The organism is Calidifontimicrobium sp. SYSU G02091 (assembly GCF_022631395.1).
Taxonomy (GTDB): domain Bacteria; phylum Pseudomonadota; class Gammaproteobacteria; order Burkholderiales; family Burkholderiaceae_C; genus Calidifontimicrobium; species Calidifontimicrobium sediminis.
In genome coordinates this window covers 66,132-91,054 of record NZ_JALBGB010000014.1, presented here as the reverse complement: position 1 = coordinate 91,054, position 24,923 = coordinate 66,132, and the positions used below count along the sequence as shown (strand labels likewise).

The window sequence follows — 24,923 nt, the reverse complement described above, 5'->3', positions numbered from 1 at the left end:
GTCGGTACGTCGCAAGCGCCGACCGACCGCCATCGTGGATAACCCTGCATCACCTCACTTCGCAAGCTGAAGGGAGGGTAGTCCAGTGAGCCGCGCCGCGCTTGCGCTCGGCTCGCGGCTCGCGTCGTGGTGGCAGCGCCTGCGGCCGGCGCGCCGCGACGCGCCCACCGCGCTGCCGGTGCGCGACGGGCTGCGCCGCCGCAGCGCCGAGCCGGTGCGCGTGGCCGGCTTCGACCGCACGCTGGTGTGGGTCACCGCGGGCCTGCTGCTGCTCGGCCTCGTGATGGTCTATTCGGCGTCGGTCGCGCTGCCCGACAACCCGCGCTTCGCGCGCTACACGTCGACGCACTTCCTGTCGCGCCACGCGCTGTCGATGGCCATCGGGCTGGTCGTCGCGCTGGCCGTCGTGCAGGTGCCGATCGCGGTGTGGGAGAAGTGGGCCAACGCGCTGTTCGGCGCCGCGCTCGTGCTGCTGGTCGTCGTGCTGGTGCCGCACGTGGGCGTCGAGGTCAACGGCGCGCGGCGCTGGATCCCGCTCGGGCTGATGAACTTCCAGCCCAGCGAGCTGGCCAAGCTCGCGATCGCGATGTACGCCGCCGGCTACATGGTGCGCAAGATGGACGCGCGGGAGCACTTCATGCGCGCCGTCGCGCCGATGGCGGTGGCATTGGCCGTCGTCGGGCTGCTGCTGCTGGCCGAGCCCGACATGGGCGCGTTCCTCGTCATCGCGACGATCGCGATGGGCATCCTGTTCCTCGGCGGCGTCAACGGGCGCATGTTCGCGCTCAGCGTCGCGGTGCTGCTCGGCTCGTTCGTGCTGATGATCGTCGTCAGCCCCTGGCGCGCCGAGCGCATCTTCGCGTACCTCGATCCGTGGAACCCGGCGTATGCGCAGAGCAAGGCGTACCAGCTGACGCACTCGCTGATCGCGTTCGGCCGCGGCGAGATCTTCGGCCAGGGGCTGGGCGCCAGCGTCGAGAAGCTGCACTACCTGCCCGAGGCGCACACCGACTTCCTGATGGCCGTCGTCGGCGAGGAACTCGGCTTCGTCGGCGTGTTCGCCGTCATCGCGGCGTTCTTCTGGCTCACGCGGCGCATCTTCATGATCGGCCGGCAGGCGATCGCGCTCGACCGCCTGTTCGCCGGACTGATGACGCAGGGCATCGGCCTGTGGATCGGCGCGCAGGCCTTCATCAACATCGGCGTCAACCTCGGCGTGCTGCCGACCAAGGGGCTGACGCTGCCGCTGATGAGCTACGGCGGCTCGGCGATCCTGATGAACCTGGCCGCCCTGGCGATCGTGCTGCGCGTGGACATCGAGAACAGAACCCTCATGCGCGGAGGCCGCGCATGAAGGGTTCTGTTCCGGCGAAGGCTCATGTCGCGAAGCGACGTGAAGCGCGCGCAGCGCGCGTGCCGCAGCCAGAATCGGCAGCTCATGCGCGGAGGACGTGCATGAGCTGGCGCCGGGCCGCCCCAAGCCAGCTCGCCCCCTTGGGGGGCGGGCGCGCAGCGCCCAGGGGGCTCGCATGAGCCACCTCGTGATCATGGCCGCCGGCACCGGGGGGCACGTGATTCCCGGTCTGGCCGTGGCGCGCGAGATGCAGCGCCGCGGCTGGAGCGTGAGCTGGCTCGGCACGAAGGAGGGCATGGAGAACCGCCTCGTGCCGCCGGCCGGCATCGCGCTCGACACGATCGGCTTCAGCGGACTGCGCGGCAAGGGCTGGCTGCACACGCTGACCGGCGGCCTGCGCCTGCTCAACGCGTTCGGCGAATGCCTCGCGATCCTGCGCCGGCGCGGCGCCGACGCCGTACTCGGCATGGGCGGCTACGTGTGCTTCCCGGGCGGGCTGATGGCGTCGCTGCTGAACAAGCCCCTCGTGCTCGTCAACGCCGACGCCGCGCTGCTGCTGAGCACGAAGGCGCTGCTGCCGGTGGCCGACCGCGTCGCGTTCGGCTTCGACGGCGCCGCAGCGGCGACGACGAAGCGCAGCGTCGTCACCGGCAACCCGGTGCGCGCCGAGATCGAGGCGCTGCCGCCGCCGGCGCAGCGCTTCGCCGGACGCGAGGGGCCGCTCGCGCTGCTCGTGGTCGGCGGCAGCCTCGGCGCGCAGGTGCTCAACCGCACGCTGCCGGCGGCGCTCGCGCGCCTCGCGCCGCACGAGCGTCCGCGCGTGACGCACCAGACCGGCGCGGCACAGCACGCCGAAGTCGTCGCGGCCTACGCCGCCGCCGGCGTCGAAGCCGAGGTGCTGCCGTTCATCGACGACATGCACCGGCGCCTTGCCGAGGCCGACCTCGTCGTGTGCCGTGCCGGCGCGATCACCGTCAGCGAGCTGTGCGCCGCCGGCGTGCCGTCGGTGCTGGTGCCGTTCGTCGTGCGTACGACGGCGCACCAGCGCGACAACGCGCAGTTCATGGCGCAGCACGGCGCGGCGATCCACCTGCCGCAGGACGAACTGACGCCCGAGCGGCTGGCCGAGGTGCTGCGCGGCCTCGACCGCAGTGTGCTGCTGGCGATGGCGCACAAGGCGCACGCGCTCGCGCGCCCGCGTGCGGCGGCGCGCGTGGCCGACGAGATCGAACGGCTGGTGAGAAAGGCCGGCGCATGAAGCACGCCGTCAAGCACATCCACTTCGTCGGCGTCGGTGGCGCCGGCATGAGCGGGATCGCCGAGATCCTGCACAACCTCGGCTACACCGTGTCGGGCTCCGACCAGAGCGATACCGCGACGACGCGGCGCCTGGCGCAGCTGGGCATGCGCGTGGCGATCGGCCACGACGCCGCGCACATCGCCGGCGCCGACGCCGTCGTCGTCTCGACCGCCGTGCGCGGCGACAACCCGGAAGTGATCGCCGCGCGCGCCAAGCGCATCCCCGTCGTGCCGCGCGCCGTGATGCTCGCCGAGCTGATGCGGCTGCGCAAAGGCATCGCGATCGCCGGCACGCACGGCAAGACGACGACGACGTCGCTGGTCACGAGCGTGCTCGCCGCCGCCGGCGTCGACCCGACGTTCGTGATCGGCGGCAAGCTGCAAAGCGCCGGCGCGAATTCGCGCCTGGGCTCGGGCGAGTACATCGTCGTCGAGGCCGACGAGAGCGACGCGTCGTTCCTGAACCTCAGCCCGATCCTGTCGGTCGTCACCAACATCGACGCCGACCACATGGACACCTACGGCCACGACTTCGCGCGGCTGAAGCAGGCCTTCGTCGACTTCCTGCACCGCATGCCGTTCTACGGCGCGGCGATCCTGTGCGGCGACGACCCCGGCGTGCGCTCGATCGTGCCGCTGGTGTCGCGCCCCGTCGTGACCTACGGCCTCGGCCCCGAGGTGCAGGTGCGCGCCGTCGACGTGCAGGCGCTGCCCGGCGGGCAGATGCGCTTCGTCGCGCAGCGGCGCAACGGCGTCGCGATGCCCGACCTGCCGGTGACGCTGAACCTGCCCGGCGAGCACAACGTGCGCAACGCGCTCGCGGCGATTGCGGTGGCCGCCGAGATCGAGCTGCCCGACGAGCCCGTCGTGCGGGCGCTGGCGCAGTTCGGCGGCGTCGGGCGGCGCTTCGAGCGCTACGGCGAGGTGCCGGCGCACGGCGGCGGCACCTTCACGCTGATCGACGACTACGGCCACCACCCGGCCGAGATGGCGGCTGTGCTCGCCGCCGCGCGCGGCGCATTCCCGGGCCGCCGCCTCGTGCTCGCGTTCCAGCCGCACCGCTACACGCGCACGCGCGACTGCTTCGAGGACTTCGTCAAGGTCATGGGCCAGGCCGACGCCGTGCTGCTGACCGAGGTCTACCCGGCCGGCGAGGCGCCGATCGTCGCCGCCGACGGCCGCTCGCTCGCGCGCGCGCTGCGCGTGGCGGGCCGCGTCGAGCCGGTGTTCGTCGACGACGTCGCGGCGCTGCCGCAGGCCATCGTCGACGTCGCGCGCGACGGCGACGTCGTGATCGTGATGGGCGCCGGCTCGATCGGCGCCGTGGCCGCGCAGGTGCGTGCGCTGGCGGAAGGACGGACCCCATGAGCGACGCGATCGATGCGAAGGCGCTCGGCAAGGTCGCCGTGCTGATGGGCGGCACCAGCGCCGAGCGCGAAGTCAGCCTGATGTCGGGCAGCGGCGTGCTGCACGCGCTGCGGGCGCAGGGCGTCGACGCCTACGCGTTCGACCCGGCCGCGCGCGAGCTGTGCGACCTCAAGGCCGAGGGTTTCACGCGCGTGTTCATCGCGCTGCACGGCCGCCACGGCGAGGACGGCACGGTGCAGGGCGCACTCGAGCTGCTGGGCATCCCCTACACCGGCAGCGGCGTGATGGCCAGCGCGATCGCGATGGACAAGGTGATGACCAAGCGCGTGTGGCTCGCCGAGGGGCTGCCGACGCCGCGCTGGGTGCTGCTCGCACCCGGCGAGCACGGTGCGGCGCGCGTGCGCGCAGTGCCCGACGAGCTCGGCCTGCCGCTCGTCGTCAAGCCGCCGCGCGAGGGTTCGTCGATCGGCGTGACCAAGGTCCAGGGCTACTCGCAGATGCTCGAGGCGGTGCAGCTGGCCGCGCGCTACGACCCCGACGTGCTGTGCGAGGAGTTCATCGACGGCGAGGAGGTCACCTGCCCGGTGCTCGGCGAGGGCGACGCCGCGGTCGCGCTGCCGGTGATCCGCATCGTCGCGCCCGAGGGCGCGTACGACTACCAGCACAAGTACTTCACCGACGACGTGCGCTACCTCGTGCCCAGCGGCCTGCCCGAGGCCGAGGAGCGCGAGATCCAGCGCCTGACGCTGGCCGCGTACCGAACCCTCGGCTGCCGCGGCTGGGGGCGCGCCGACCTGATGGTGCGCGCGTCGGACCGCCGGCCGTTCCTGCTCGAGATGAACACCTCGCCGGGAATGACGGGCCACTCGCTGGTGCCGATGTCGGCCAAGGCCGCCGGCATCGGCTACGAGCAGCTGTGCCTGCGGCTGCTGGCCGACGCGCGGCTGGACACGCCGCTGCCCGCGAACGCGTGACGACGATGGCTGCGCGCACCGCCCGCCCCGAACCGCTGCCGGCCGACGTGCGGCTGACGAACGCCGTCGCCGACGCGATCTTCGCGCTCGTCGCGCTCGTGCTGCTCGCCGCCGCGCTCGCGTGGGTCGCGCGCCAGCCGGCCTTCGCGCTGCGCGAGCTGGCCGTCGACGGCGGCATCGTGCGCGCTGCCGAGCCGGCGCTGCGCGCGGCCGCCGCGCCGTACCTGGGCAGCGGGTTCTTCGCGCTCGACCTCGCGGCGATGCGCGCGGCCTTCGAGGCGGTGCCGTGGGTGCGCCAGGCGGTGGTGCGCCGCGTGTGGCCCGACCGCGTGCGCGTGACGCTCGTCGAGCACGAGGCGGTCGCGCTGTGGGCCGGCGACGACGGCAACGAGCGGCTGGTCAACACGTACGGCGAGGTCTTCGAGGCCAACGTCGGCGACGTCGAGGACGAGCACCTGCCGCGCTTCGAGGGCCCCGAGGGCAGCGCGGCGCGCGTGCTCGCGATGTACCGCGTGCTGGTGCCGGTGCTGGCGCCGATGGGGGCGCGCATCGAGACGCTGCGCGTGAGTGCGCGCGGCTCGTGGCGCGTCGCGCTCGACAGCGGCGCGACGATCGAGCTCGGCCGCGGCCAGTGGCCCGACGAGGCCGCCGAGGTGCGCGCGCGCGCCGAGCGCTTCGTGCGCACCGTCGACCAGGTCGCCCGGCACTACCAGCGCCGCCTGCTGCACGCCGACCTGCGCCACGCCGACGGCTACGCCGTGCGGCTCGAAGGCATCACCACGACCACGACGCCGCCCACCCCGAGATAGACCATGGCCAAGGAATACAAGGATCTCGTCGTCGGACTCGACATCGGCACCGCCAAGGTGATGGCGGTGGTCGCCGAGGTGCTGCCCGACGGCGAGCTGCGCGTCGCCGGGCTCGGCGTGTCGTCGTCGCACGGCCTCAAGCGCGGCGTCGTCGTCAACATCGACGCGACGGTGCAGAGCATCCAGCAGGCGCTCAAGGAGGCCGAGATGATGGCCGCCTGCAAGATCACGCGCGTCTACACCGGCATCACCGGCAGCCACATCCGCGGCCAGAACTCGACCGGGATGGTCATCGTGCGCGACCGCGAGGTCTCGCCGGCCGACGTGACGCGCGTCGTCGACCTCGCGAAGACGATCCACATCCCGAACGACCAGCGGCTGCTGCACGTCGAGCCGCAGGAGTTCGTCATCGACGGCCACGAGGTCAAGGAGCCGATCGGCATGAGCGGCGGCCGCCTCGAGGTCAAGGTGCACATCGTCACCGGCGCGCAGAGCGCGGCCGAGAACATCGTCAAGTGCGTGCGCCGCTGCGGGCTCGAGGTCGAGATGCTGGTGCTCAACGCCAGCGCGTCGAGCCACGCGGTGCTCACCAGCGACGAGAAGGACCTCGGCGTCGCGCTCGTCGACATCGGCGCCGGCACGACCGAGGTGCAGATCTACACCGACGGCAGCGTGCGCCACACCGCGGTGATCCCGATCGCCGGCGACCTGATCACGAGCGACATCGCGATGGCGCTGCGCACGCCGACCAAGGACGCCGAGGAGATCAAGGTCGAGCACGGCGTGGCCAAGCAGCTGCTGGCCGACCCGGCCGAGCAGGTCGAGGTGCCGGGGCTGGGCGACCGTGCGCCGCGCATGCTCAGCCGCCAGGCGCTGGCGGGCGTGATCGAGCCGCGCGTCGAGGAGATCTTCAGCCTCGTGCACCAGGTCATCCGCGACAGCGGCTACGAGGAGCTGCTGAGCTCGGGCATCGTGCTCACCGGCGGCAGCGCCGTGATGCCGGGCATGGTCGAGCTCGGCGAGGACATCTTCCTCAAGCCGGTGCGCAAGGGCGTGCCGACCTACGCCGGCGCGCTGTCGGACATGGTGGCCAACCCGCGCTCGGCCACCGTGATGGGGCTACTCGAGGAGGCACGGCTGGCGCGCACGCGCGGGCTGCGCGCGGCGCAGCAGGCCGGCTCGGTGAAGAACTTCGTCACGCGTGCGAAGGACTGGTTCCTGGGGAACTTCTGACGGAGGGCCCGCGCATGAAGGTCACAAGAATGGGGCGACGACGACGAGGCGCTCGACCCCGCGCTCTTTGGATGACGACGGCGACGTCGGTTGGTTTGGCTGGTTCGGATGGCAACTGCACACAGGAGGTCCAAATGCCCATCGAAATGATCGAGGAGTTCCACGAAGGCACGCAGATCCGCGTGATCGGCGTCGGCGGCGGCGGCGGCAACGCCGTCGAGCACATGATCGAGCACGGCGTGCAGGGCGTGCAGTTCATCTGCGCGAACACCGACGCGCAGGCGCTCAACCGCAGCAGCGCGCCGCACCTGATCCAGCTCGGCGCGACCGGTCTCGGCGCGGGCGCCAAGCCCGAGGCTGGGCGTGCCGCGGCCGAGGAGGCGGCCGACCGCATCCGCGAGGCGATCGACGGCGCGCACATGCTGTTCATCACGGCCGGCATGGGCGGAGGCACCGGCACCGGCGCCGCGCCGGTGATCGCGCGCATCGCCAAGGAGATGGGCATCCTGACGGTGGGCGTCGTCACGAAGCCGTTCGAGTTCGAAGGCAAGCGCCGGATGCAGGCCGCCGACCAGGGCGTGGCCGAGCTCGAGGCCAACGTCGACAGCCTGATCGTCGTGCTCAACGAGAAGCTGCTCGAGGTGCTCGGCGACGACGTCACGCAGCACGAGGCGTTCGCGCACGCCAACGACGTGCTGAAGAACGCGGTGGGCGGCATCAGCGACATCATCCACGTGCGCGGCCTCGTCAACGTCGACTTCGAGGACGTCAAGACGGTGATGAGCGAGCCGGGCAAGGCGATGATGGGCACCGCGCAGGCCGGCGGCCCCGACCGCGCGAGCAAGGCCGCCGAGGCGGCGGTGGCGTGCCCGCTGCTCGAGGGCGTCGACCTCAGCGGCGCACGCGGCGTGCTGGTGCTGATCGCCGCGAGCAAGGCCACCTTCAAGCTCAACGAGAGCAAGAAGGTGATGGACTGCATCCGCCGCTACGCCGCCGACGACGCACACGTGATCTTCGGTGCCGCCTACGACGAGGAACTCGGCGACCAGATGCGCGTGACCGTCATCGCGACCGGGCTGACCCCGGCCACGCGGCGCCAGCAGGTGCCGATCAGCGTCGTGCACACGGCGCCGGTCGTGCGCTCGGGCACCGACGGGCTGCCGGTGCTGAACCAGACGGTCGGCGCGCCGGCCGCCGTCGCGACGCCGGCGGCGCCGGCCACCGACTACGCCGGCCTCGCGGTGCCCAGCGTCTGGCGCCACGGCCGCACCGCGGCGGCCAAGGTCGACGCGCTGGTCAGCAACGGGATGGACGAGATCGAGATCCCGGCGTTCCTGCGCAAGCAGGCGGACTGAGGGACCACCCCCTACGCGCTGCGCGCGCCCCCTCGAGGGGCCGAGCCCGGACACGAAGCGTCCAGTGGACGCTTCGTGCCTGGCGAGGGGCTGGGCCGCAGGGCCCGGCGCGGCCTGCAAGGCCCGCCAGCGCACTGGCGAAGCCGGATGCGCGGCGGCCGCTCGAAAGGGCGGCCGCCGCCGTCTTCAGTGGCCGATGATCTTCGCGAGGAAGTCGCGCGTGCGCTCGCTCTTGGGCTGCGCGAAGAACTCGCGCGGCGGGCCCTGCTCGACGATCTGCCCCTGGTCCATGAAGATCACGCGGTCGGCCACCGCCTTCGCGAAGCCCATCTCGTGCGTGACGCACAGCATCGTCATGCCCTGGCCGGCGAGCTCGATCATCACGTCGAGCACTTCCTTGATCATCTCCGGGTCGAGCGCCGAGGTCGGCTCGTCGAACAGCATGATCTTCGGCGTCAGGCACAGCGCGCGCGCGATCGCGACGCGCTGCTGCTGACCGCCCGACAGCTGCAGCGGGTACTTCTGGGCCTGCTCGGCGATGCGCACGCGCTGCAGCTGCTGCATCGCGCGCTCCTCGGCCTCCTTCTTCGGCACGTGGTCGACCCACATCGGCGCGAGCGTCAGGTTCTCGAGCACCGTCAGGTGCGGGAACAGGTTGAACTGCTGGAACACCATGCCGACGCGCTTGCGCACCTGCTCGATCGCGCGTGCGTCGTCGGTCAGCGCGATGCCGTCGACCGTGATGCGGCCCTGCTGGAACTCCTCGAGCGCGTTGATGCAGCGGATCAGCGTCGACTTGCCCGAGCCCGACGGCCCGCAGATCACGATGCGCTCGCCGCGCGTGACGTCGAGGTCGATGTCACGCAGCACGTGGAAGCTGTGGCCGTACCACTTGTTGACTTTGTCGAAGCGGATGATGGGCTCGGTCATGGACGTGTCCGGGTGGGTGCGCTGCGGGCTCGACGCGTCACGGCCCGACCGGCGGGCAGCGGCGCGGCATCGCGAATCGGATCGAGGTGATGAACGTGACGGCCCCCCGATTTTGAACGGGTGCAGGTCGGCACCCGAAAGCGCCGCGTGGCCTTGGGGTGGGGACGGCGAGACCCGCGACGTCAAGCGGTGGGGGCGGTGTCGACGAGTCCGAATTCGGCGACCGCCGCCGGCCAGTTGCGACCGTGCTTCGCGGCCGCAAGCTTCAGCAGCGCGTAGCGCTGCAGCGGCGTCAACGCGGCCCAGCGCGCCGGCGGCAGATCGCCCGCGTGCTCTGCGACCCAGCGCCGCGCCACTTCGGCAGGTACGGTGGCGGCGTCGGGCGCGCCCGAGCGCGGCTGCGTCTGCGGCGACCCGTGGCCCACCGCATGGTGACTCACGGCCCGCTGCAGCAGCAGATCCAGTCGCTGCAGGCTGCGCGCGTCGTCCACCGGCGCTTCGAGCAGCAGCTCGCGCAGCACGCGCGGCAGCGCGCGCCACTGCGCCAGCGAGAGCTTGAGACCGCAGCGATCGAGCTTGAGCCGCATCGACATCGGGATGCAGTCCAGCGTCGCGCGCATCGACGCCTCGAAGCCGAAGAAGGCGCCGGCGAGGTCGTCGCCGAGCCCGACCGCGCGGGCGACGCCGCGCGCGATTGCCGCCGGGCGCAGGCCGAGGCCGCGCACGTCGGGCTCGGCGCGCGGGTCGACCTCGACGATCTTCTGCCCCGCGCGCACCGGCACGCCGTCGCGGGTCAGCCCGCGCAGCGCACCGGTAACGGGCGCCGCGACGGGGACGCTGCCGAGGTCGCCGACCGGCTGGCCGGCGGCGACGCGATCGCCGATGTGCGCCGCCGTGCGCCACAAGCCCGCGGCCGGTGCGTAGACGAAGCGCTCGCGCGCGAGCCCCTCGAAGCGCCTGGGCTCGCCGGCCAGCGGCGAGGTGCCGGCCGTGGCCGACGCGTCGCCGAGCGCCTCGCCCCACGCGGTCTCGACGGCCAGCGTGCAGTTGACCCCGGGCGTGAAGCCGGGGCCGAGCCCGACGACGGTCGGCGCGTGGGCGCGCAGGTCCGGCGGCACGTCGCGCTTGCGCATGCGCGCATCGACGAGCACGTCGGGGCGCCACGCGGCGACGACATCGGCCCACGGCGCATCGGTGCACGGCAGCACGTCGAGCGACTGCGCCAGCGCCGCGAGTTCCGCGGTGTCGTGCGCCAGCAGCGCGCTGACGCCTTCGAGCGTTGCCGTGCCGTCGAACCAGGCGTCGGTGAACGCCATGCCGCGCCGGGGGTGCGGCGGGCGCGGATCGTCGGCGAGCACGACGTCGGCGCCGAGCACGAACAGACGGTGCGCGACGGCGGAGCCGACGTCGCCGCAGCCCAGCACGACGATGCGGGGGGCGGGCGCGGGGGCGTTGGTCGCCATCGCCGCTTCCTCAGCGCGAGCGCATCGGCATCACATGCACCAGCGCACTGTCGAGTCGCACCGCGGTACGCTGGTGCAGCACCAGGCGCTGGCGCTGCGGGCCCGCCAGCGTCAGCAGCAGCGGCACGCCGCCGAGCACGTCGAGCTGCAGCGTCGCGAGCGTGACCTCGCCGAGGTGGCGTGCGTCGCTGACGACGGCGTCGAACTCGCCGGCTTCGCGCGCTTCGCGGTCGAGCACCGTGATGCCGTCGCTCGGGATCACCCAGGCCACCGTCTGGCCGACAGGAATCTTGCCCTTGTCGCGCACGCGCAGCCGCGGGCCGGGCGCACCGACGGCGTCGGTCCAGCGCAGCCAGCCCCAGCCGGCGGTGCCGCTCGGCCCCTCCCACGTGCCGCCGAAGCGGTTCTGGATGCCCACGAGGTCGGCGACGCGCGCGTTGCGCGGCGCGTGGTGGATGTCGTACGGCGTGCCCTGCTGCAGCACGCGGCCGGCGTCCATCACGACGAGGCGGTCGGCGAGCAGCCGCGCTTCCTGCAGGTCGTGCGTGACGAGCAGGATCGGGATCGCGAGTTCGCGCCGCAGGTCGGCGAGCAGCCGGTACAGCCCGCGGCGGCTCATCTGGTCGACGGCCGAGAACGGTTCGTCGAGCAGCAGCAGCCGCGGCTCGCGCGCCAGCGCGCGAGCCACCGCGACGCGCTGCTGCTGGCCGCCCGACAGCGCGGCCGGCCGGCGCTGCTGCTGCTCGGCGGTCAGCTGCACGTGGTCGAGCCAGTGGCGCGCGCGCTCGCGGCGTTCGCTGCGCGGCAGGTGCAGCAGCGACAGCGCGACGTTGTCCAGCGCCGACATGTGCGGCATCAGCGCGTAGTTCTGGAACACGAGGCCGACGTGGCGGCGCTGCGGTGGCAGGAACACGCCAGCCGCGGTGTCGCACCAGACCTCGCCGGCCACGGCGACGCGCCCGCTCTGCGGCTGCATCAGACCGGCGAGCACGCGCATCATCGACGTTTTGCCCGCCCCCGACGGGCCGACGAGCGCGAGCAGCTCACCGGCGTCGCAGCGGAACGCACCGGCCAGCGGCATCGGTGCCGTCTGCTCGACCTGCACGTCGAGCGCCGCTGGCGAGGCGGCGCTGGCGAGTTCGGCCCCCGACATCTTCATCGCCGCACCGCGATCCTGGCCGTTGCGAAGAACGACGCCGCCACCGCCGTGAGCGACAGCACGAGCAGCAGCAGCGCCATGCGGTCGGCGCTGGCGAGGTCGAAGGCCTGCACGCGGTCGTAGATCGAGATCGCGATCGTCTTCGTCTCGCCGGGGATGCTGCCGCCGACCATCAGCACGACGCCGAACTCGCCGAGCGTGTGCACGAAAGTCAGCACCATCGCCGACAGGATGCCCGGCCACGCCAGCGGCAGCTCGACGCGCGCGAGCGTCTGCCAGAACCCGAGGCCGCTGACGGCGGCCGCCTCGCCGAGGTTGCGCGGGATCGCCTCGAACGCGCGCTGCACCGGCTGCACGATGAACGGCACGTTGAACACGACGGACGCGATCAGCAGGCCGATGAAGTTGAACGTGAGCCGGATGTCGAAGGTCTCGGCCATCCAGCGCCCGATCGGCGACGCGCCGCCGAGCGAGACCAGCAGGTAGTAGCCGAGCACGGTCGGCGGCAGCACGAGCGGCAGCACGACCGCTGCCTCGATCCACGCCTTGCTGCGCCACGTCGTCACCGCGAGCCAGCGTCCGAGCGCGATGCCGATCGGCAGCAGCACCGCGAGCGTGACCGCGGCCAGCTCGAGCGACAGGACGAGGGCCTGCCAGTCCATCGTCGTGCCAGCCGCCGCGTCAGTCCCTCGGCATCTCGAAGCCGTAGCGTTTCATGACCTCCTGCGCCGGCGGCGTCGACAGGTAGTCGTAGAACGCGCGCAAGGCCGGCGGCGCGTCTTTCATCAGCACCATGCGCTGCTTCAGCGGCTGGTGCCAGTCGGCAGGGATCAGCGCGAAGTCACCGAGCGCCTTGACGCTCGGTGCGAGTGCGAGCGACAACGCGATGATGCCGCCCTGCGTCGAGCCCGAGGTCGCGAACTGTGCGGTCTGCGAGATGTTCTCGCCGTAGACCAGCTTCGGCTGGATCGTCTCCCACAGCCCGACGCGCTGCAGCGCTTCGCGCGCACGCATGCCGTACGGCGCGTGGTCGGGGTTGGCGATCGCGAACTTCTGCAGCCGGCCGTCCTTCAGCGCCGCGGCGAGATCCTTCAGCTCGCCGTCGGCCTTCAGCGGCGAGCCAGCGGGCACTTTGATGCCGATGCGTCCGACGGCGTACAGCCGGCCGCGGTCGAGCGTCTTGCCGGCGTCGTGCAGCTTGAACACGAAGTCCTCGTCGGCCGACATGAACATCTGGAACGGTGCGCCCTGCAGGATCTGCGCATAGAAGCTGCCCGACGAGCCGAACACGAGGCGCAGCTTGTGGCCGGTCTCCTTCTCGAAGCGCGTGGCCACTTCTTCGACCGCGAACTTCAGGTCAGCCGCCGCCGCCAGCGTCGGGACGGGTTGGGGTTGCCCGAAGACCGGAGCCGTGAGCAAGGCGGTGCAGGCGGCCAGCGCGGCGAGGATGCGGCGGCGGACGGTCGACATCAGCGAATCTCCTGGAAGGCAGTGGAGCACCCAAGCGATATCGTATGCGAACGATATCGTTGAATGAGTATATCGCCTTGTGGATCCGCGCGCTCAGCCCCGTCAGTGGCGGAATGCCATGGGCATCCACCAAAGGTAGACGAGCATCCCGAACAGTTCGACGAGCGACTGCACGACGATCACCATCGCCGTCAGCTCCCAGCCAGCCGGCAGCGCGAGCGCCAGCGGCAGCACGACGAACGAGTTGCGCGTGCCCAGGCTGAACGCCAGCGTGCGGCCCTGGTCGGCAGGCAGCCGCAGCGCGCGCGCCAGTGCCAGCGCGATCGCCGCCGCAATGACGAGATAGGCCACGAACAGCGGCACGACGCCGAGCAGCTGCGGCAGCGCGGTGCGCACGGCACCCACCTGTGCGCCGGCGATCAGCAGCACGACGAGCGCGAGCAGCGGCACCGGCTGCCACGCGATGCGCTCGCGCCAGACCTCGCGCGCGGCGCGCGCCTCGACCCAGCGCTCGGTCAGCGCCGCCGCGGCCAGCGGCACGCCGACGATCGCCAGCGCCGGCGCCAGCACGGCAGGCGAGAACGCCGCCAGCAGGCCGTCGTCGGTGCCGGCGCCCGACATCAGCCACAGGTACGCCGGCAGCAGCAGCACCTGCAGCAGCAGGTTCAGCGGGGTGACCGTGACGGCGCGCGGCACGTTGCCGCCGCCGAGCGCGCTGAAGGTGACGAACCAGTCGGTGCACGGCACGAGCAGCACGAGCAGCACGCCCAGGCGCAGCGGCGCGTCGTCGGGCAGCGTGTGCAGCAGCGCCCACACGGCGATCGGCACGAGGACGAAGTTGCCGACGCCGACGGCGGCGACGAAGCGGTGGTCGCGCCACGCGTCGCGCAGGTGCAGCAGCGGCACCTGCACGAAGGTCACGTACAGCAGCAGCGCGAGCGCCGGCCACAGCAGCGCCTCGAACGCCGGCGCGAGCGCCGGAACGGCGCTGCCGAGCGCGAGGCCGGCCGCGATCGCGACGAGGTAGATCCAGACCTGCTGGCGCTCGAGGGTCAGACGCGTCATCGGTGACGGCGAAGGCGGGAGGACGCCGCCGCGTGAGCGATCATCGCGGCCGCGGCGGCGCGCAGTGTGCCGCCTTGCCGTTGCCCCTGCGACTTCGCTGCCCGTCGATGACTCCCGCCGACCCGCCCGCACCCGCCCCGAGGCGCTGGCTCAACCGCACGGTGGCCGGCGCCGGGCTGACGAGCGCGCTCGGCGACCTGTGCTACGAGACGACGACCGTCGTGCTGCCCGGCTTCCTCGCCGTGCTCGGCATTCCGGCGGCCGCGCTCGGCTTGATCGAGGGCATCGCCGACGCGGTCGCGGCGTTCACGAAGATGGCCGCCGGCTACGTCGCCGACCGTTTCGGCCACCGCAAGCGGCTGGTGCTTCTGGGCTACGCGCTGACGCCGCTCGGGCAGGCGCTGATCGCGTTGGCCGCCGGCTGGCCGCTGCTGCTGCTCGGGCGTGTCATCGCGTGGTTCGGCAAGGGGTTGCGCGGGCCGCTGCGCGACGCGATCGTGCTGCAGGCCGTCAGCGCCGACACGCGCGGGCGCGCGTTCGGCTTCCACCGCGCGATGGACACGCTCGGCGCGGTCGTCGGGCCGCTGCTCGGCGTCGCGCTGCTCGGCTGGGCGCAGCGCGCAGGCGCGTTCGGCGACGACGCGAGCGGGCCGTTTCGCGTCGTGCTGTGGTTGAGCGTGATCCCCGGCGTCGCCGCGGTGCTCGCGTTCGCGTGGCTGGTGCGCGATGCGCAGCGCTCGCCGAACCCGGCGCTGCGCTTCGTCGGTGCGCTGCGCGCGCTGCCGGCGCGCTTCAGGCGCTACCTTGGCGCGGTGGGGCTGTTCGGCTGCGGCGACTTCTCGCACACGCTGCTGATCCTGGCCGCGACGCAGCTGCTGACGCCGTCGCTGGGCGTCGTGCAGGCGGCGCAGGTGGCCGGGCTGCTGTACGTGCTGCGCAACGTCGTGCAGGTCGCGGCGTCGGTGCCGGTCGGCGCGCTGGCCGACCGCTTCGGCACGCCGCCGGTGCTCTTGGCCGGCTACGCGCTGGGCACGCTGACCGCGGCGCTGACCGCGCTCGCGTTCTGCAACGGGGCCGACCACGTCGCGGTGCTCGCGGGCGTGTTCGTCGTCGCCGGCCTGTACACGGCGGTGCAGGAGGCGCTCGAGTCGCCGATGACGGCCGGGCTGGTCGGCGGCGACACGCTCGACCTCGCCGTCGGCGCGCTCGGCACCGTCAACGGGCTGGCGAAGTTCGCGTCGAGCGCGCTGGTCGGCGTCGTGTGGAGCGCGCTGTCGCCGTCGCTCGCGTTCGGCGTGGCCGCGCTGCTGATGGCCGCCGGCACGCTGGCGCTGGGGCGCGTGGCGCCGCGCTGGACGCGAGGGACAATGCCACCGTGACGAAGCGGACGCGAACGGACGCGACGCCGACGCAGCGGCTCGAGGCGCAGGCGCGCTTTCGCGTGCAGATCAAGCACGCGGTCGCGATCGGCCCCGGCAAGGCCGACGTGCTGCAGGGCATCGCCGAGACCGGCTCGCTCGCCGAGGCCGGCCGCCGGCTGGGCATGAGCTACCAGCGCGTGTGGTCGCTGGTCGAGGCGATGAACCGCGACTTCGTCGCGCCGCTGGTCGACAAGCAGCGCGGCGGCAGCGCCGGCGGCGGTGCGAAGCTGACGCCCACCGGCGAGCAGGTGCTTGCGTTGTACCGCGCGATCGAGGCCGACGCGCAGCGCGCCGTGCAGCGGCGGCTGCCGCAGCTGGCGGCGCTGGTGCGCGCCGGCGCCGGCGGCGACGACGGGCGCTGAGGGGCGCTGAGGGGCTATCGCGGCGATCGGCGCGCCACGAATGCGTGCGGCGTCGCCTTCGGGGACAATCGCCGCATGCTCCAGCAACGCACGATCAAGTCGCTCACGCGGGCCGTCGGCGTGGGCGTGCACAGCGGCCAGAAGGTCGAGCTGACGCTGCGCCCGGCAGCGCCCGACGCCGGCTTCACGTTCCGCCGCGTCGACCTGCCGCAGCCGGTGGACATCCGCGTTGACGCGCAGGCCGTGTGCGACACGCGCATGGCCTCGACGGTCAGCGCCGGCGGCGATCCCGGTGCGCCGAAGGTGCAGACGATCGAGCACCTGATGTCGGCGTGCGCCGGGCTGGGCATCGACAACCTGACGATCGACATCGCCGGCGACGAGGTGCCGATCCTCGACGGCTCGGCCGCGAGCTTCGTGTTCCTGCTGCAAAGCGCCGGCATCGAGCTGCAGAACGCGCCCAAGCGCTTCATCGAGGTGCTCAAGCCGGTCGAGGTGCGCGAAGGCGAGGGCGCGACGCTGAAGTGGGCGCGCCTCGAGCCGTACCACGGCTACAAGCTCAGCTTCGCGATCGAGTTCAACCACCCGGCCGTCGACGCCACCGGCCAGCAGGTCACGTTCGACTTCGGCAGCGGCGACTACCGGCGCGACATCGCGCGCGCGCGCACCTTCGGCTTCACGAAGGACGTCGAGACGATGCGCGCGCGCGGCCTCGGGCTCGGCGGCAGCATGGACAACGTGATCGTCGTCGACGACTATCGCGTGCTCAACGCCGACGGGCTGCGCTACGGCGACGAGTTCGCCAAGCACAAGATCCTCGACGCGATCGGCGACCTGCGCATCGGCGGCAACCTGCTCGCGGCCTACAGCGCCTACCGCAGCGGCCACGCGCTGAACAACCGGCTGCTGCGCGCGCTGCTGGCCGACGCGAGCGCGTACCGCATCGTCACGTTCGACGACGAGCGGCGCGCCCCGGCCGGCTTCGCGCAGCTCGCGCCGGCCTGGTGAGGCGAGGGTGCCGGGCATCCTGCTGTTTCGTCTCGTCTTCGGCCTGCTGCTGGTCGCCGGGCTGCTCAGCTTCGCGATGTACGTGGCCACCGGCGACGTGCGCTGGCGCCGCCGCGGCATCGTGATCGTCAAGTGGACCGTGATCGCCGGGCTGGGCTTCTTCGCCGTGATCGCGCTCGAGCGGCTCACGCCATTGCTGTAGCCGCGCGCCAGCCGGCGGCTCAGTAGCTGCGCCCGCTGCGGTACTGCGCGCGCGTGAGCCGGTGCCGCGTCGCGCTGCGGTCGATCGCCGCGAACGTGCGCGCCGCGTGCGCGTGCGTCACCGCCAGCCCGAGCGCGTCGGCGGCGTCGCGCCCGGGCAGGGCGGGCAGCGCGAGCAGGCGCTGCACCATCGCCTGCACCTGCTCCTTGCGCGCCTGGCCGTGGCCGACGACGGCTTTCTTCATCTGCAGCGCGGTGTACTCGCTGACCGCGAGCCCCGACGACACCAGCGCGGCCAGCGCGGCGCCGCGCGCCTGGCCGAGCAGCAGCGTGCTCTGCGGGTTGACGTTGACGAACACGATCTCGACCGACGCGCAGGTCGGCTGCCAGCGCGCGACGACTTCGCGCAGGCCGTCGACGATCAGCTTGAGCCGCGCCGGCAGGTCGCCGCTGTCGGCCTCGGCGGTGCTGACGGTGCCGCTGGCCACGTAGTGCAGCCGAGGGCCGTCGACGTCGACGAGGCCGAAGCCGGTCGTGCGCAGGCCGGGGTCCACGCCGAGGATGCGCATCGTCACGTCTGGAAGTACCACCGCACCGAATGGAAGAACACCGGCGCCGCGAAGCACAGCGCGGCGACGCGGTCGAGCAGACCGACGGCGCCGGTCACCGACGCGGCCGGCCCCCAGTGTCGCACCCCGGCGTCGCGCTTGAGCGCCTCCATCACCAGCTGGCCCAGCGTGCCGCTGCCGGCGGCCACCGCCGCCATCGCGAACGCCGGCCCGGCGCCGAACGGCGTGATCCACGCCAGCGCCACGCCGACGAGCGCGCCAGCGGCGATCCCGGCGCTCCACGCGCGCAGCGAGAACGAGCGGCTGATCTCGCGCACCATCGGGCGCCGGTGCCGCCAGCGGCTGGCCGCCTCCTGCACCAGCTGCGCCGCGCCGACCGCCAGCACGAGGAAGAACAGCAGGAACGCGCCGCCGCCGACGTGGCCCGGCAGGTCGAGCAGCAGCAGCGCCGGTGCGTGGCTGAGCCCGTAGACGGTCACCATCAGCCCCCACTGCAGCTTCGCGTTGCGTTCGAGGAAGCGCTGCGGGTCGCCCGACAGCGCGCTGACCACCGGCAGCGCGAGGAACACGTACACCGGCACGAACACGGTGAACAGGTCGAAGCGCCGCTGCGCGACGATCACGTACTGCAGCGGCAGCACGACGAAGAACGCGAGGATCAGGCTGCGGTGGTCGGCGCGGCGCGTGTGCATCAGCGTGACGAACTCGCGCAGCGCGAGGAACGAGACCGCGCCGAACAGCAGCGTCGCACCGATCGGGCCGGCGATCCACGCGGCCCAGAACACCGCGGCACCGGCCCACACGGCGGCCAGTTCGCCACCGGCACGGCGCAGCCGCGCGCGCGCCAAGGCACCGTGCTCGCGCAGGCTCAAGACGGCCAGCGCCGCGCTGGCCGCGAGCAGCGTGCCGAACAGCGCGACGAACAGCAGTGCGACGCGCTGGTCGACGTCCAGGGCGCGCAGGCTGTCCATCATGCCGGCCCCCGCGGGCGCAGCGCGATCACGGCCTCGCGCGCGCGCTCGAGGAACGCGCGCTTGTCCTCGCCCGGCTCGAGCCGGATCGGCGCACCGAACGTCACGCTGCACAGCACCGGCACCGGCACGACCTCGCCCTTGGGCATCACGCGCTGCACGTTGTCGATCCACGCCGGCACGAGCTGCACGTCGGGGAAGCGCTCGGCCAGGTGGTACAGCCCGCTCTTGAACGGCTGCGGCAGCGCCTGGTGGCCGCGCGTGCCCTCGGGGAAGATGACGAGCGAGTCGCCGTGCTCGAGCGCCGCGACGAGCGGTTCGAGCGGGTCCTGGTCGTCGCTGCGCTGGCGCGTCACGTAGACGGCGTTGAACACCTCGCGCGTGAGCCAGTGGCGAAAGCGCCCGCGCGTCCAGTAGTCGCGCGCGGCGATCGGCCGCGTGCGCGCACGCAGCTCGTGCGGCAGCGCGGCCCAGATCAGCACCCAGTCGAGGTGGCTCTGGTGGTTGGCGAAGTAGATGCGCTGCAGCGCCTGCGGCGGGCAGCCCTTCCAGTGGCCCTGCGCGCCCGTCACGAGGCGCGCGACGAACGCGATCAGCAGCCCCATCAGCTTGGCGGCGGGCGACATGCGCGCATGCTAGCCGCCGCCGATGACGCGACCGTGCCACGCGCCGGCACGGCGGCGCCCCTGCCGCCTGCGGCTCGCGGGACGACCTGGGCTCAGCCCTTCATGCGCTGCACCGCGACGATCCAGCGCTCGAACGCCGCCATCTGGTCACCGACGAACTTGCGCGTCGTCTCGTCGGTGCAGCGGCCCTCGGCGTCGAACTTGGTCGCCGCCATGCCGATGAAGACCTCGGGCTTGGCGAGCACCATCGCATCGAGGTACAGCAGCACCTTGCGCAGGTCGTACTGCACGCGCGCGCCGCCCAGCGGTCCGGCCGAGGCGCTCAGCAGCGCCAGTGGCTTGCGCGCGAACGGCTGGTTGTCGACGCGGCTGATCCAGTCGAGCACGTTCTTGAACACGCCCGGCACCGAGAAGTTGTACTCGGGCGTCGCGATCAGCACCGCGTCGGCGCGGCGGATGCGCTCGGTCAGCGCCGCCACGGCCGGCGGCACGCCCTGCGCGAGCAGGTCGCCGTCGAACGGCGGCACGTCGCGCCACTCGACGATGTCGAGCTTCATCGATGCGGGCATCAGCTCGCCGGCCAGGCGCAGCGCGTGGCGGTTCAACGAGGCCTTGCGCAGGCTGCCGCACAGGCCGATGACGTCCAGAGTGCTCATGGGTATTCGCTGGGTGGGTGAAGGTGGAGGGGTTGCGCAGTGGCGATTTTCGTCGCGGCGCCGTGTCGGTGTGTCAGTGGGCCCGTCGCGCGTCGCGGATCACGACAGCGTAGTCGTCGCCGCCTTCGCCGGCTGCGGCGGCGCGGTCGAGTGCAGCGGCGGCGACGTCGGTCACCGGCGTGGCCAGGCCGAGCGCGGCGGCGGCGGCGCGGATCAGCGACACGTCCTTGCGCATCTGCTCGACGGTGAAGGTCGGCGTGTAGTCGTGCGCACGCAGCGCCGGCGCCTTGGCCTTGACGATCGGCGACGCGACGGCGCTGGCCTCGACGACGTCCCACAGCCGCTGCCACTCGAGCCCGCCGCGCTCGCCGAGCGCGAGCGCCTCGGCGAGCATCGTGCTGGTGCCGACGATCATCAGGTTGACCGCGAGCTTGGCGATGCGCGCCTGCTCGGCCTCGCCGAGCCAGAAGCGCTGCGGGCCCCAGCACGCGAAGAGGGGCTCGCAGGCGTCGTACGCGGCGCGGTCGCCGGAGACGAACACCGTCAGCGCCGCGCGCTCGGCCATCACATTGTTGCCCGACACCGGCGCGCGCAGGCACGCGACGCCGCGTGCGGCCGCCTGCGCGGCGGCGTCGCGCGAGGCCTCGGGCGAGACGGTGCTGGTGTCGATCCACACCGCGCCGGCCGCCGCGTGCGCACCGACCTGTGCCGCGACCGCGCGCAGCGCCGCGTCGTCGGGCAGCGAGCTGACGACGACCGGCGCCCGTGCGAGCGCCGGCTCGAGCCGCTCGACGACGGCCAGCCCCCGCTGCGCGGCGAGCGCGCGCCGCTCGGCCGACGGGTCGAACGCGGTGACGCGGTGGCCGGCGGCGTGCAGGTGGGTCGCCATCGGCAGGCCCATCTTGCCGACGCCGACGAACAGCACCTCGCGCACCCCCTGGTTCATGGTGGCCTTCCGACGGTCAGTGCAGCCCGAGCGCGCCGACGATCTTGCGCCCCGACGCGTTCAGGCGCTCGACGAGCGGCGGCAGGTCGACGCCGAGCAGGCGGCCGTCGCGCTTCTTCCAGCGCCCGGCGACCATCACGCCGTCGATGTTCGCGAGCGAGGCCTGGAACACGACGGCAGCCACCGGATCGTGCACCGGCTGCATGTTCAGCGCATCGGCGCGGATCACGACGAGGTCGGCCTGCTTGCCGGCCGCCAGCGTGCCGATGCGGTCGAGTTGGCCGAGCATGCGCGCGCCTTCGACGGTGATCCACGCGAGCGCCTCGACCGCGGGAATCGTCGTCGTCGCCGGGATGCTGCCGTGCGCGACGCGGTGCGCGACGTTGTCGAGGCTGCGCTGGATGCCCAGCGCGATGCGCGCCTGGCTGATCATGTCGCCGCTCATCACGCTCTCGAGGTCGACGCCGAGCGACGGCGCGCGGCCGAGCGCGCGCAGCCGCCCGGTCAGCGGGTGGCCGTGGCCCTGCGACATCTCGCTCTCGGCCGCCGCCGAGAAGCTCATGCCGAGGTCGCAGAAGCGCTTGAGCTGCTCGTCGGAGAGTGCGTGCCCGTGCACGATGTTGACGTGCGGCCCGAGCAGCCCCTCGCGCTCGAGCACGAGCCAGCCCTCGGGCGTGCGCGCCGGTCCGCCACCCTGATGCAGCGACGCGATGACGCCGAGCTCGCGCGCCATGCGGAAGTCGTGCAGCGCCACCTCCAGCGTCGAGTAGTGCGGCCCGAGCACCGCGGCGTGGACCGTCAGCAGCTCGGCACCCTGGTGCGCCTTCAGCAGCCGCTCGACCTCGGCGCGCGGGTGCGGCACCTCCCAGAACGGCGTCTCGCCCGGCTTCGGGTCGGGCTTGGGCGTGCCGTGGAAGAACGCCGCGCGGATGCCCGATTCGAGCAGCGCGGCCACCGCGGCGTCGTTGTGCTCGGGCGTGCGGTTGTTGTGGCACCAGTCGACCAGCGTCGTCGTGCCGCAGTTGAGCTGGTTCAGCGCGCCGACGAGCGTGGCGATGTGCAGGTCGTCGGGCGTGAACACGGTCGCCAGCCCGGCGTGCATCTTCGCGAAGTACTCGGGCAGCGTCCAGTTCGCCGCGACACCGCGCAGCGCTGTCTGCCACGTGTGCATGTGCGCGTTGACGAAGCCCGGCGTCACGATGCAGCCGCGCGCGTCGACGACCTCGGCGTCGCCCGTGGCCAGGCCCGGCGCGATCTCGGCGATGCGGTCGCCGGCGACGAGGACGTCGGCGCGCGGCAGCACGCCCTGCGCGTCCATCGTGATCACCGTCGCGCCGCGGATCAGGGTGCGGTTCATCAACGTGCATCTCCTGCGCACCCGCTCGAGCGGGCGCGACGCTTCGAGCGGACGCGGCGGGTCCGGCTTCGCCGGTCCGCGCGCGTCGCCCCCTCGAGGAGGAGGCGGCCGCAGGCCGCTGCGGGGGTGGGCCTCACAACCCGTCGTCGACGTGGACGTTCTCGGGCTTCAGCTCGAGCCCGGCGTCGGCGGCGGTCTCCTTCAGCAGGATCGCGAAGTCGACGTCGTCGTGGCCGCGCCCGACCAGGCGCGCGACCGACTCGCGCGTGGCCGCGGCGGCGGGCATCGGCACGCCGTGCGCCTTGCCGGCGCCCAGCCCGAGGTCCATGTCCTTGAGCAGCAGCTTCGGCGTGAACGTGACCTGCTCGAACGTCAGGTTCGTCAGCACCGGGCTCTTGTAGCGCGTGTACATGCTGCCGAGCACCGAGTCGTTGATGCTCTCGAGGAACACGTGGCGCGGGATGCCGGCCTTCTCGGCGAGCACCGTGATCTCGCACAGGCTCTGGATGATCACGCCGAACATCGTGTTGTGCGCGATCTTCCACACGCGCGCGAGCTCGCCCTCGCCGACCCACATCACCTTGCGGCCCATCGCCTGCAGCAGCGGTGCCACCGCGTCGTAGTGGGCCTTCGGCCCCGACGCGACGACGAGCAGCTTGCCGGCCTTGGCGACCTTCGCGTTGCCCGACACCGGCGCGCACAGGTAGCCCACGCCGATGGCCTCGAGGCGCTGGCGGATCTCGGCGGAGCCCTCCTGCGAGATCGACGAACTGTCGACGAGCAGGCGCGGGTGCCGCTGGCCCGTCATCAGGCCACCGTCGCCGAACAGCACCTCCTTCAGGTCGTCGGTCGTCGACACCATCGTGAAGACGACGTCGCAGCCGGCGAGGTCGAGCTTGGCGTCGACGATCGTCGCGCCGTACTCCGCCAGCGGCATCGCCTTCGCGCGCGTGCGGTTCCAGACCTTCACGCCGTGGCCGGCGGCAGTGAGCTTCTTGACCATCGCCTCGCCCATGCGGCCGAGGCCGATCCATCCGATCGTGGGGTTCGTCATGTCGTGCTTTCGCGGGGTGGTTGTGGCCGGGCCGCGCTCTCGAACGGCAACAGCGATCGGCCGGGGCCGATCGCCGTGCACCGCGAGCGCCGGTGGCAGCCGCTCAGCGCCAGTCGCGCTCGGGCGTCGCGCCGCGCGCGCGCACGCCGGCCATGTACTGGTCGAGCAGCGCCTTGGCCTGCACGCCGCGTGCGCTGTTGTTGCGCACCCACTCGCCAGCCAGGTCGGGCGTCTGCGCGATCCACTTCGCGCGCTCGGTCTGCGGCAGCGGGGTGACCGTCACCGGCGGGTTCTGCGTCGCGCCGCGTTCGACGATCAGCTTGATCGCTGCCTCGTGGCGCGCGACGAGGTCCTCGCCGTGGCGCTTGGTGTACTCGGCGCCGGCCTCGCGCATCGCCTGCTGCACCTCGGGCGGCAGCTTGTTCCAGGTGTCCTTGTTGATCGCGACACCGCCCGAAAAGACGACGCCCATGTTGACCTTGGTGACGTATGGCGCGACCTCGTAGATCTTGGCCGGCAGCACGCCGGTGGCCAGCGAGACGACGCCCTCCGAGACGCCGGTCTGGATGTCGGTGTAGAACGTGGTCAGCGCACCGTCGACCGGCGTCGCGCCGACGCCGCGCAGCCACTGGCCGAGGATGCCGGGCGCCGAGATCTTCTTGCCCTTCAGGTCGTCGATCGTGCGCACCGGGAACTTGGTGTACAGGTCGTAGGTGTCGGACGCCGTCGCGCCGAGGAACACGAGGTTGTAGCGGTCCCACTCGTTGCGGAACGCGGGCACCTTCTCGATCATCTCGGTCATCGTCGCGAGCACGATGCGCGGGTCGCTGGTCGTGAACGGCGTGTGCGCCGACAGCTGCATCAGCGGCATCTTCGACGGCTCGAGGTAGCTGAACACCCAGCCGATGTCGGTGATGCCCTGCTCGACCGAGGTCAGCGTCGCGTTGGCCTTGTACAGCTGCCCGCCGAAGGCCTCGCGCCAGTTGATCTTGTACTTGCCGCCGGCGGCCAGGCGCTTGTCGACCTCGGGCATGAACACGCTCTGCATGAAGCCGACCCACGGGATCGTCGTCGGGTGGCTCGAGGCGATCGTCAGGTTGATTGTCTGCTGTGCGCTGGCCGCGAGGGGCAGCACGGCGGCGGCCAGGCCGAGGGCCAGCGCGCGGCGCGAGAAGGTCGGGATGCGGGTCGTCGTCATGCGTGTCTCCAGGTCGTCGAGGGTCGCCGATGGCGGCGTGAAGGGGAGCGGGATCCGAAGCGGTTCGATGCGCGG

The 24,923-nt window shown here is 72.5% G+C and carries 25 protein-coding genes; 11 read left to right on the top strand and 14 right to left on the bottom strand.

All coding sequences use genetic code 11. The features are described 5' to 3' along the window. Positions 1-85 precede the first annotated feature (85 nt). The 7 genes from ftsW (at position 86) to ftsZ (ending at position 8,392) form a co-directional block, all read left to right on the top strand. Entirely contained in the window at positions 86-1,354 is a 1,269-nt protein-coding gene (ftsW, locus tag MOJ79_RS10525; RefSeq protein ID WP_442863112.1) for a putative lipid II flippase FtsW, read from the top strand. Between the two features lie 175 nt (positions 1,355-1,529). Next, positions 1,530-2,612, top strand: a complete 1,083-nt coding sequence (gene murG, locus MOJ79_RS10520) for an undecaprenyldiphospho-muramoylpentapeptide beta-N-acetylglucosaminyltransferase (RefSeq protein ID WP_241924119.1) — start codon at positions 1,530-1,532, stop codon at positions 2,610-2,612. Then, a complete protein-coding gene (murC, locus tag MOJ79_RS10515; RefSeq protein ID WP_241924118.1) occupies positions 2,609-4,021 on the top strand; it encodes a UDP-N-acetylmuramate--L-alanine ligase in 1,413 nt (470 codons plus the stop codon). Before murG ends, murC begins: the two co-directional genes overlap by 4 nt. Continuing rightward, positions 4,018-4,995, top strand: coding sequence for a D-alanine--D-alanine ligase (locus MOJ79_RS10510; RefSeq protein ID WP_241924117.1), 978 nt, complete (start codon positions 4,018-4,020; stop codon positions 4,993-4,995). Before murC ends, MOJ79_RS10510 begins: the two co-directional genes overlap by 4 nt. Positions 4,996-5,000: 5 nt before the next feature. Beyond that, on the top strand, positions 5,001-5,804 hold the full coding sequence (locus MOJ79_RS10505; protein WP_119290516.1) for a cell division protein FtsQ/DivIB: 804 nt from the start codon (positions 5,001-5,003) through the stop codon (positions 5,802-5,804). Between the two features lie 3 nt (positions 5,805-5,807). Further along, positions 5,808-7,037, top strand: a complete 1,230-nt coding sequence (gene ftsA, locus MOJ79_RS10500; protein WP_119290473.1) for a cell division protein FtsA — start codon at positions 5,808-5,810, stop codon at positions 7,035-7,037. Positions 7,038-7,171: 134 nt separating this feature from the next. After that, positions 7,172-8,392, top strand: coding sequence for a cell division protein FtsZ (ftsZ, locus tag MOJ79_RS10495; RefSeq protein WP_241924116.1), 1,221 nt, complete (start codon positions 7,172-7,174; stop codon positions 8,390-8,392). A gap of 186 nt (positions 8,393-8,578) precedes the next feature. Here ftsZ and MOJ79_RS10490 read toward each other — a convergent pair whose 3' ends face one another. The 6 genes from MOJ79_RS10490 to MOJ79_RS10465 form a co-directional block, all read right to left on the bottom strand. Then, positions 8,579-9,322 (bottom strand): amino acid ABC transporter ATP-binding protein, encoded by a 744-nt coding sequence (locus MOJ79_RS10490; RefSeq protein ID WP_241924115.1) that lies wholly within the window; start codon positions 9,320-9,322, stop codon positions 8,579-8,581. 182 nt (positions 9,323-9,504) lie between these two features. Then, complete coding sequence (locus MOJ79_RS10485) at positions 9,505-10,785, bottom strand: nitrate reductase associated protein (RefSeq protein ID WP_241924114.1); 1,281 nt, start codon at positions 10,783-10,785, stop codon at positions 9,505-9,507. 10 nt (positions 10,786-10,795) lie between these two features. After that, complete coding sequence (locus MOJ79_RS10480) at positions 10,796-11,944, bottom strand: ABC transporter ATP-binding protein (RefSeq protein WP_241924113.1); 1,149 nt, start codon at positions 11,942-11,944, stop codon at positions 10,796-10,798. Beyond that, complete coding sequence (gene modB, locus MOJ79_RS10475; protein ID WP_241924112.1) at positions 11,941-12,606, bottom strand: molybdate ABC transporter permease subunit; 666 nt, start codon at positions 12,604-12,606, stop codon at positions 11,941-11,943. The genes MOJ79_RS10480 and modB overlap by 4 nt, the downstream gene beginning before the upstream one ends. A 19-nt stretch (positions 12,607-12,625) precedes the next feature. Further along, positions 12,626-13,414, bottom strand: a complete 789-nt coding sequence (gene modA, locus MOJ79_RS10470; RefSeq protein ID WP_241924111.1) for a molybdate ABC transporter substrate-binding protein — start codon at positions 13,412-13,414, stop codon at positions 12,626-12,628. 102 nt (positions 13,415-13,516) lie between these two features. Beyond that, positions 13,517-14,479 carry an arsenic resistance protein gene (locus tag MOJ79_RS10465; protein ID WP_241924110.1) on the bottom strand — a complete coding sequence of 321 codons (963 nt, stop codon included), beginning with the start codon at positions 14,477-14,479 and terminating at the stop codon, positions 13,517-13,519. 107 nt (positions 14,480-14,586) lie between these two features. Between MOJ79_RS10465 and MOJ79_RS10460 the strand changes: the two genes are divergently transcribed. From MOJ79_RS10460 to MOJ79_RS10445, 4 genes are all read left to right on the top strand, one after another. After that, positions 14,587-15,858: an MFS transporter gene (locus MOJ79_RS10460; RefSeq protein WP_241924109.1), complete on the top strand. Its 1,272-nt coding sequence runs from the start codon at positions 14,587-14,589 to the stop codon at positions 15,856-15,858. Next, complete coding sequence (locus MOJ79_RS10455; protein WP_119353480.1) at positions 15,855-16,262, top strand: winged helix-turn-helix domain-containing protein; 408 nt, start codon at positions 15,855-15,857, stop codon at positions 16,260-16,262. The genes MOJ79_RS10460 and MOJ79_RS10455 overlap by 4 nt, the downstream gene beginning before the upstream one ends. 75 nt (positions 16,263-16,337) lie before the next feature. Next, positions 16,338-17,270, top strand: a complete 933-nt coding sequence (gene lpxC / locus MOJ79_RS10450; protein WP_241924108.1) for a UDP-3-O-acyl-N-acetylglucosamine deacetylase — start codon at positions 16,338-16,340, stop codon at positions 17,268-17,270. Positions 17,271-17,277: 7 nt separating this feature from the next. Next, on the top strand, positions 17,278-17,472 hold the full coding sequence (locus MOJ79_RS10445; protein ID WP_442863111.1) for a hypothetical protein: 195 nt from the start codon (positions 17,278-17,280) through the stop codon (positions 17,470-17,472). 19 nt (positions 17,473-17,491) lie between these two features. Here MOJ79_RS10445 and ruvC read toward each other — a convergent pair whose 3' ends face one another. The 8 genes from ruvC to MOJ79_RS10405 all read right to left on the bottom strand — a co-directional run bounded on the left by ruvC (position 17,492) and on the right by MOJ79_RS10405 (position 24,848). Then, positions 17,492-18,040 (bottom strand): crossover junction endodeoxyribonuclease RuvC, encoded by a 549-nt coding sequence (ruvC, locus tag MOJ79_RS10440; RefSeq protein ID WP_241924107.1) that lies wholly within the window; start codon positions 18,038-18,040, stop codon positions 17,492-17,494. A gap of 2 nt (positions 18,041-18,042) precedes the next feature. Next, complete coding sequence (locus tag MOJ79_RS10435; protein ID WP_442863113.1) at positions 18,043-19,011, bottom strand: phosphatidate cytidylyltransferase; 969 nt, start codon at positions 19,009-19,011, stop codon at positions 18,043-18,045. Next, positions 19,011-19,637, bottom strand: coding sequence for a lysophospholipid acyltransferase family protein (locus MOJ79_RS10430; protein ID WP_241924105.1), 627 nt, complete (start codon positions 19,635-19,637; stop codon positions 19,011-19,013). The genes MOJ79_RS10435 and MOJ79_RS10430 overlap by 1 nt, the downstream gene beginning before the upstream one ends. A gap of 92 nt (positions 19,638-19,729) precedes the next feature. Continuing rightward, on the bottom strand, positions 19,730-20,293 hold the full coding sequence (locus tag MOJ79_RS10425; RefSeq protein WP_241924104.1) for an NADPH-dependent FMN reductase: 564 nt from the start codon (positions 20,291-20,293) through the stop codon (positions 19,730-19,732). A 73-nt stretch (positions 20,294-20,366) separates the two neighbouring features. Further along, positions 20,367-21,239 (bottom strand): NAD(P)-dependent oxidoreductase, encoded by an 873-nt coding sequence (locus MOJ79_RS10420; RefSeq protein ID WP_241924103.1) that lies wholly within the window; start codon positions 21,237-21,239, stop codon positions 20,367-20,369. A 16-nt stretch (positions 21,240-21,255) separates the two neighbouring features. Further along, positions 21,256-22,596, bottom strand: a complete 1,341-nt coding sequence (locus tag MOJ79_RS10415; RefSeq protein ID WP_241924102.1) for an amidohydrolase family protein — start codon at positions 22,594-22,596, stop codon at positions 21,256-21,258. Between the two features lie 133 nt (positions 22,597-22,729). Then, positions 22,730-23,731, bottom strand: coding sequence for an NAD(P)-dependent oxidoreductase (locus tag MOJ79_RS10410; protein ID WP_336606323.1), 1,002 nt, complete (start codon positions 23,729-23,731; stop codon positions 22,730-22,732). Positions 23,732-23,753: 22 nt separating this feature from the next. Further along, on the bottom strand, positions 23,754-24,848 hold the full coding sequence (locus MOJ79_RS10405) for a C4-dicarboxylate TRAP transporter substrate-binding protein (protein WP_119353504.1): 1,095 nt from the start codon (positions 24,846-24,848) through the stop codon (positions 23,754-23,756). Between the last annotated feature and the right edge of the window lie 75 nt (positions 24,849-24,923).

Coding starts and splice junctions, on each gene's coding strand:
- MOJ79_RS10490 (WP_241924115.1), bottom strand. CDS start 9,322: ATGACCGAGCCCATCATCCGCTTCGACAAAGTCAACAAGTGGTACGGC.
- modB (WP_241924112.1), bottom strand. CDS start 12,606: ATGGACTGGCAGGCCCTCGTCCTGTCGCTCGAGCTGGCCGCGGTCACG.
- MOJ79_RS10430 (WP_241924105.1), bottom strand. CDS start 19,637: ATGTCGCCCGCCGCCAAGCTGATGGGGCTGCTGATCGCGTTCGTCGCG.
- murG (WP_241924119.1), top strand. CDS start 1,530: ATGAGCCACCTCGTGATCATGGCCGCCGGCACCGGGGGGCACGTGATT.
- ruvC (WP_241924107.1), bottom strand. CDS start 18,040: ATGCGCATCCTCGGCGTGGACCCCGGCCTGCGCACGACCGGCTTCGGC.
- MOJ79_RS10415 (WP_241924102.1), bottom strand. CDS start 22,596: ATGAACCGCACCCTGATCCGCGGCGCGACGGTGATCACGATGGACGCG.
- modA (WP_241924111.1), bottom strand. CDS start 13,414: ATGTCGACCGTCCGCCGCCGCATCCTCGCCGCGCTGGCCGCCTGCACC.
- MOJ79_RS10435 (WP_442863113.1), bottom strand. CDS start 19,011: ATGGACAGCCTGCGCGCCCTGGACGTCGACCAGCGCGTCGCACTGCTG.
- MOJ79_RS10510 (WP_241924117.1), top strand. CDS start 4,018: ATGAGCGACGCGATCGATGCGAAGGCGCTCGGCAAGGTCGCCGTGCTG.
- MOJ79_RS10460 (WP_241924109.1), top strand. CDS start 14,587: ATGACTCCCGCCGACCCGCCCGCACCCGCCCCGAGGCGCTGGCTCAAC.
- lpxC (WP_241924108.1), top strand. CDS start 16,338: ATGCTCCAGCAACGCACGATCAAGTCGCTCACGCGGGCCGTCGGCGTG.
- MOJ79_RS10405 (WP_119353504.1), bottom strand. CDS start 24,848: ATGACGACGACCCGCATCCCGACCTTCTCGCGCCGCGCGCTGGCCCTC.
- MOJ79_RS10465 (WP_241924110.1), bottom strand. CDS start 14,479: ATGACGCGTCTGACCCTCGAGCGCCAGCAGGTCTGGATCTACCTCGTC.
- ftsA (WP_119290473.1), top strand. CDS start 5,808: ATGGCCAAGGAATACAAGGATCTCGTCGTCGGACTCGACATCGGCACC.
- murC (WP_241924118.1), top strand. CDS start 2,609: ATGAAGCACGCCGTCAAGCACATCCACTTCGTCGGCGTCGGTGGCGCC.
- ftsZ (WP_241924116.1), top strand. CDS start 7,172: ATGCCCATCGAAATGATCGAGGAGTTCCACGAAGGCACGCAGATCCGC.
- MOJ79_RS10505 (WP_119290516.1), top strand. CDS start 5,001: ATGGCTGCGCGCACCGCCCGCCCCGAACCGCTGCCGGCCGACGTGCGG.
- MOJ79_RS10425 (WP_241924104.1), bottom strand. CDS start 20,293: ATGAGCACTCTGGACGTCATCGGCCTGTGCGGCAGCCTGCGCAAGGCC.
- MOJ79_RS10480 (WP_241924113.1), bottom strand. CDS start 11,944: ATGAAGATGTCGGGGGCCGAACTCGCCAGCGCCGCCTCGCCAGCGGCG.
- MOJ79_RS10485 (WP_241924114.1), bottom strand. CDS start 10,785: ATGGCGACCAACGCCCCCGCGCCCGCCCCCCGCATCGTCGTGCTGGGC.
- MOJ79_RS10420 (WP_241924103.1), bottom strand. CDS start 21,239: ATGAACCAGGGGGTGCGCGAGGTGCTGTTCGTCGGCGTCGGCAAGATG.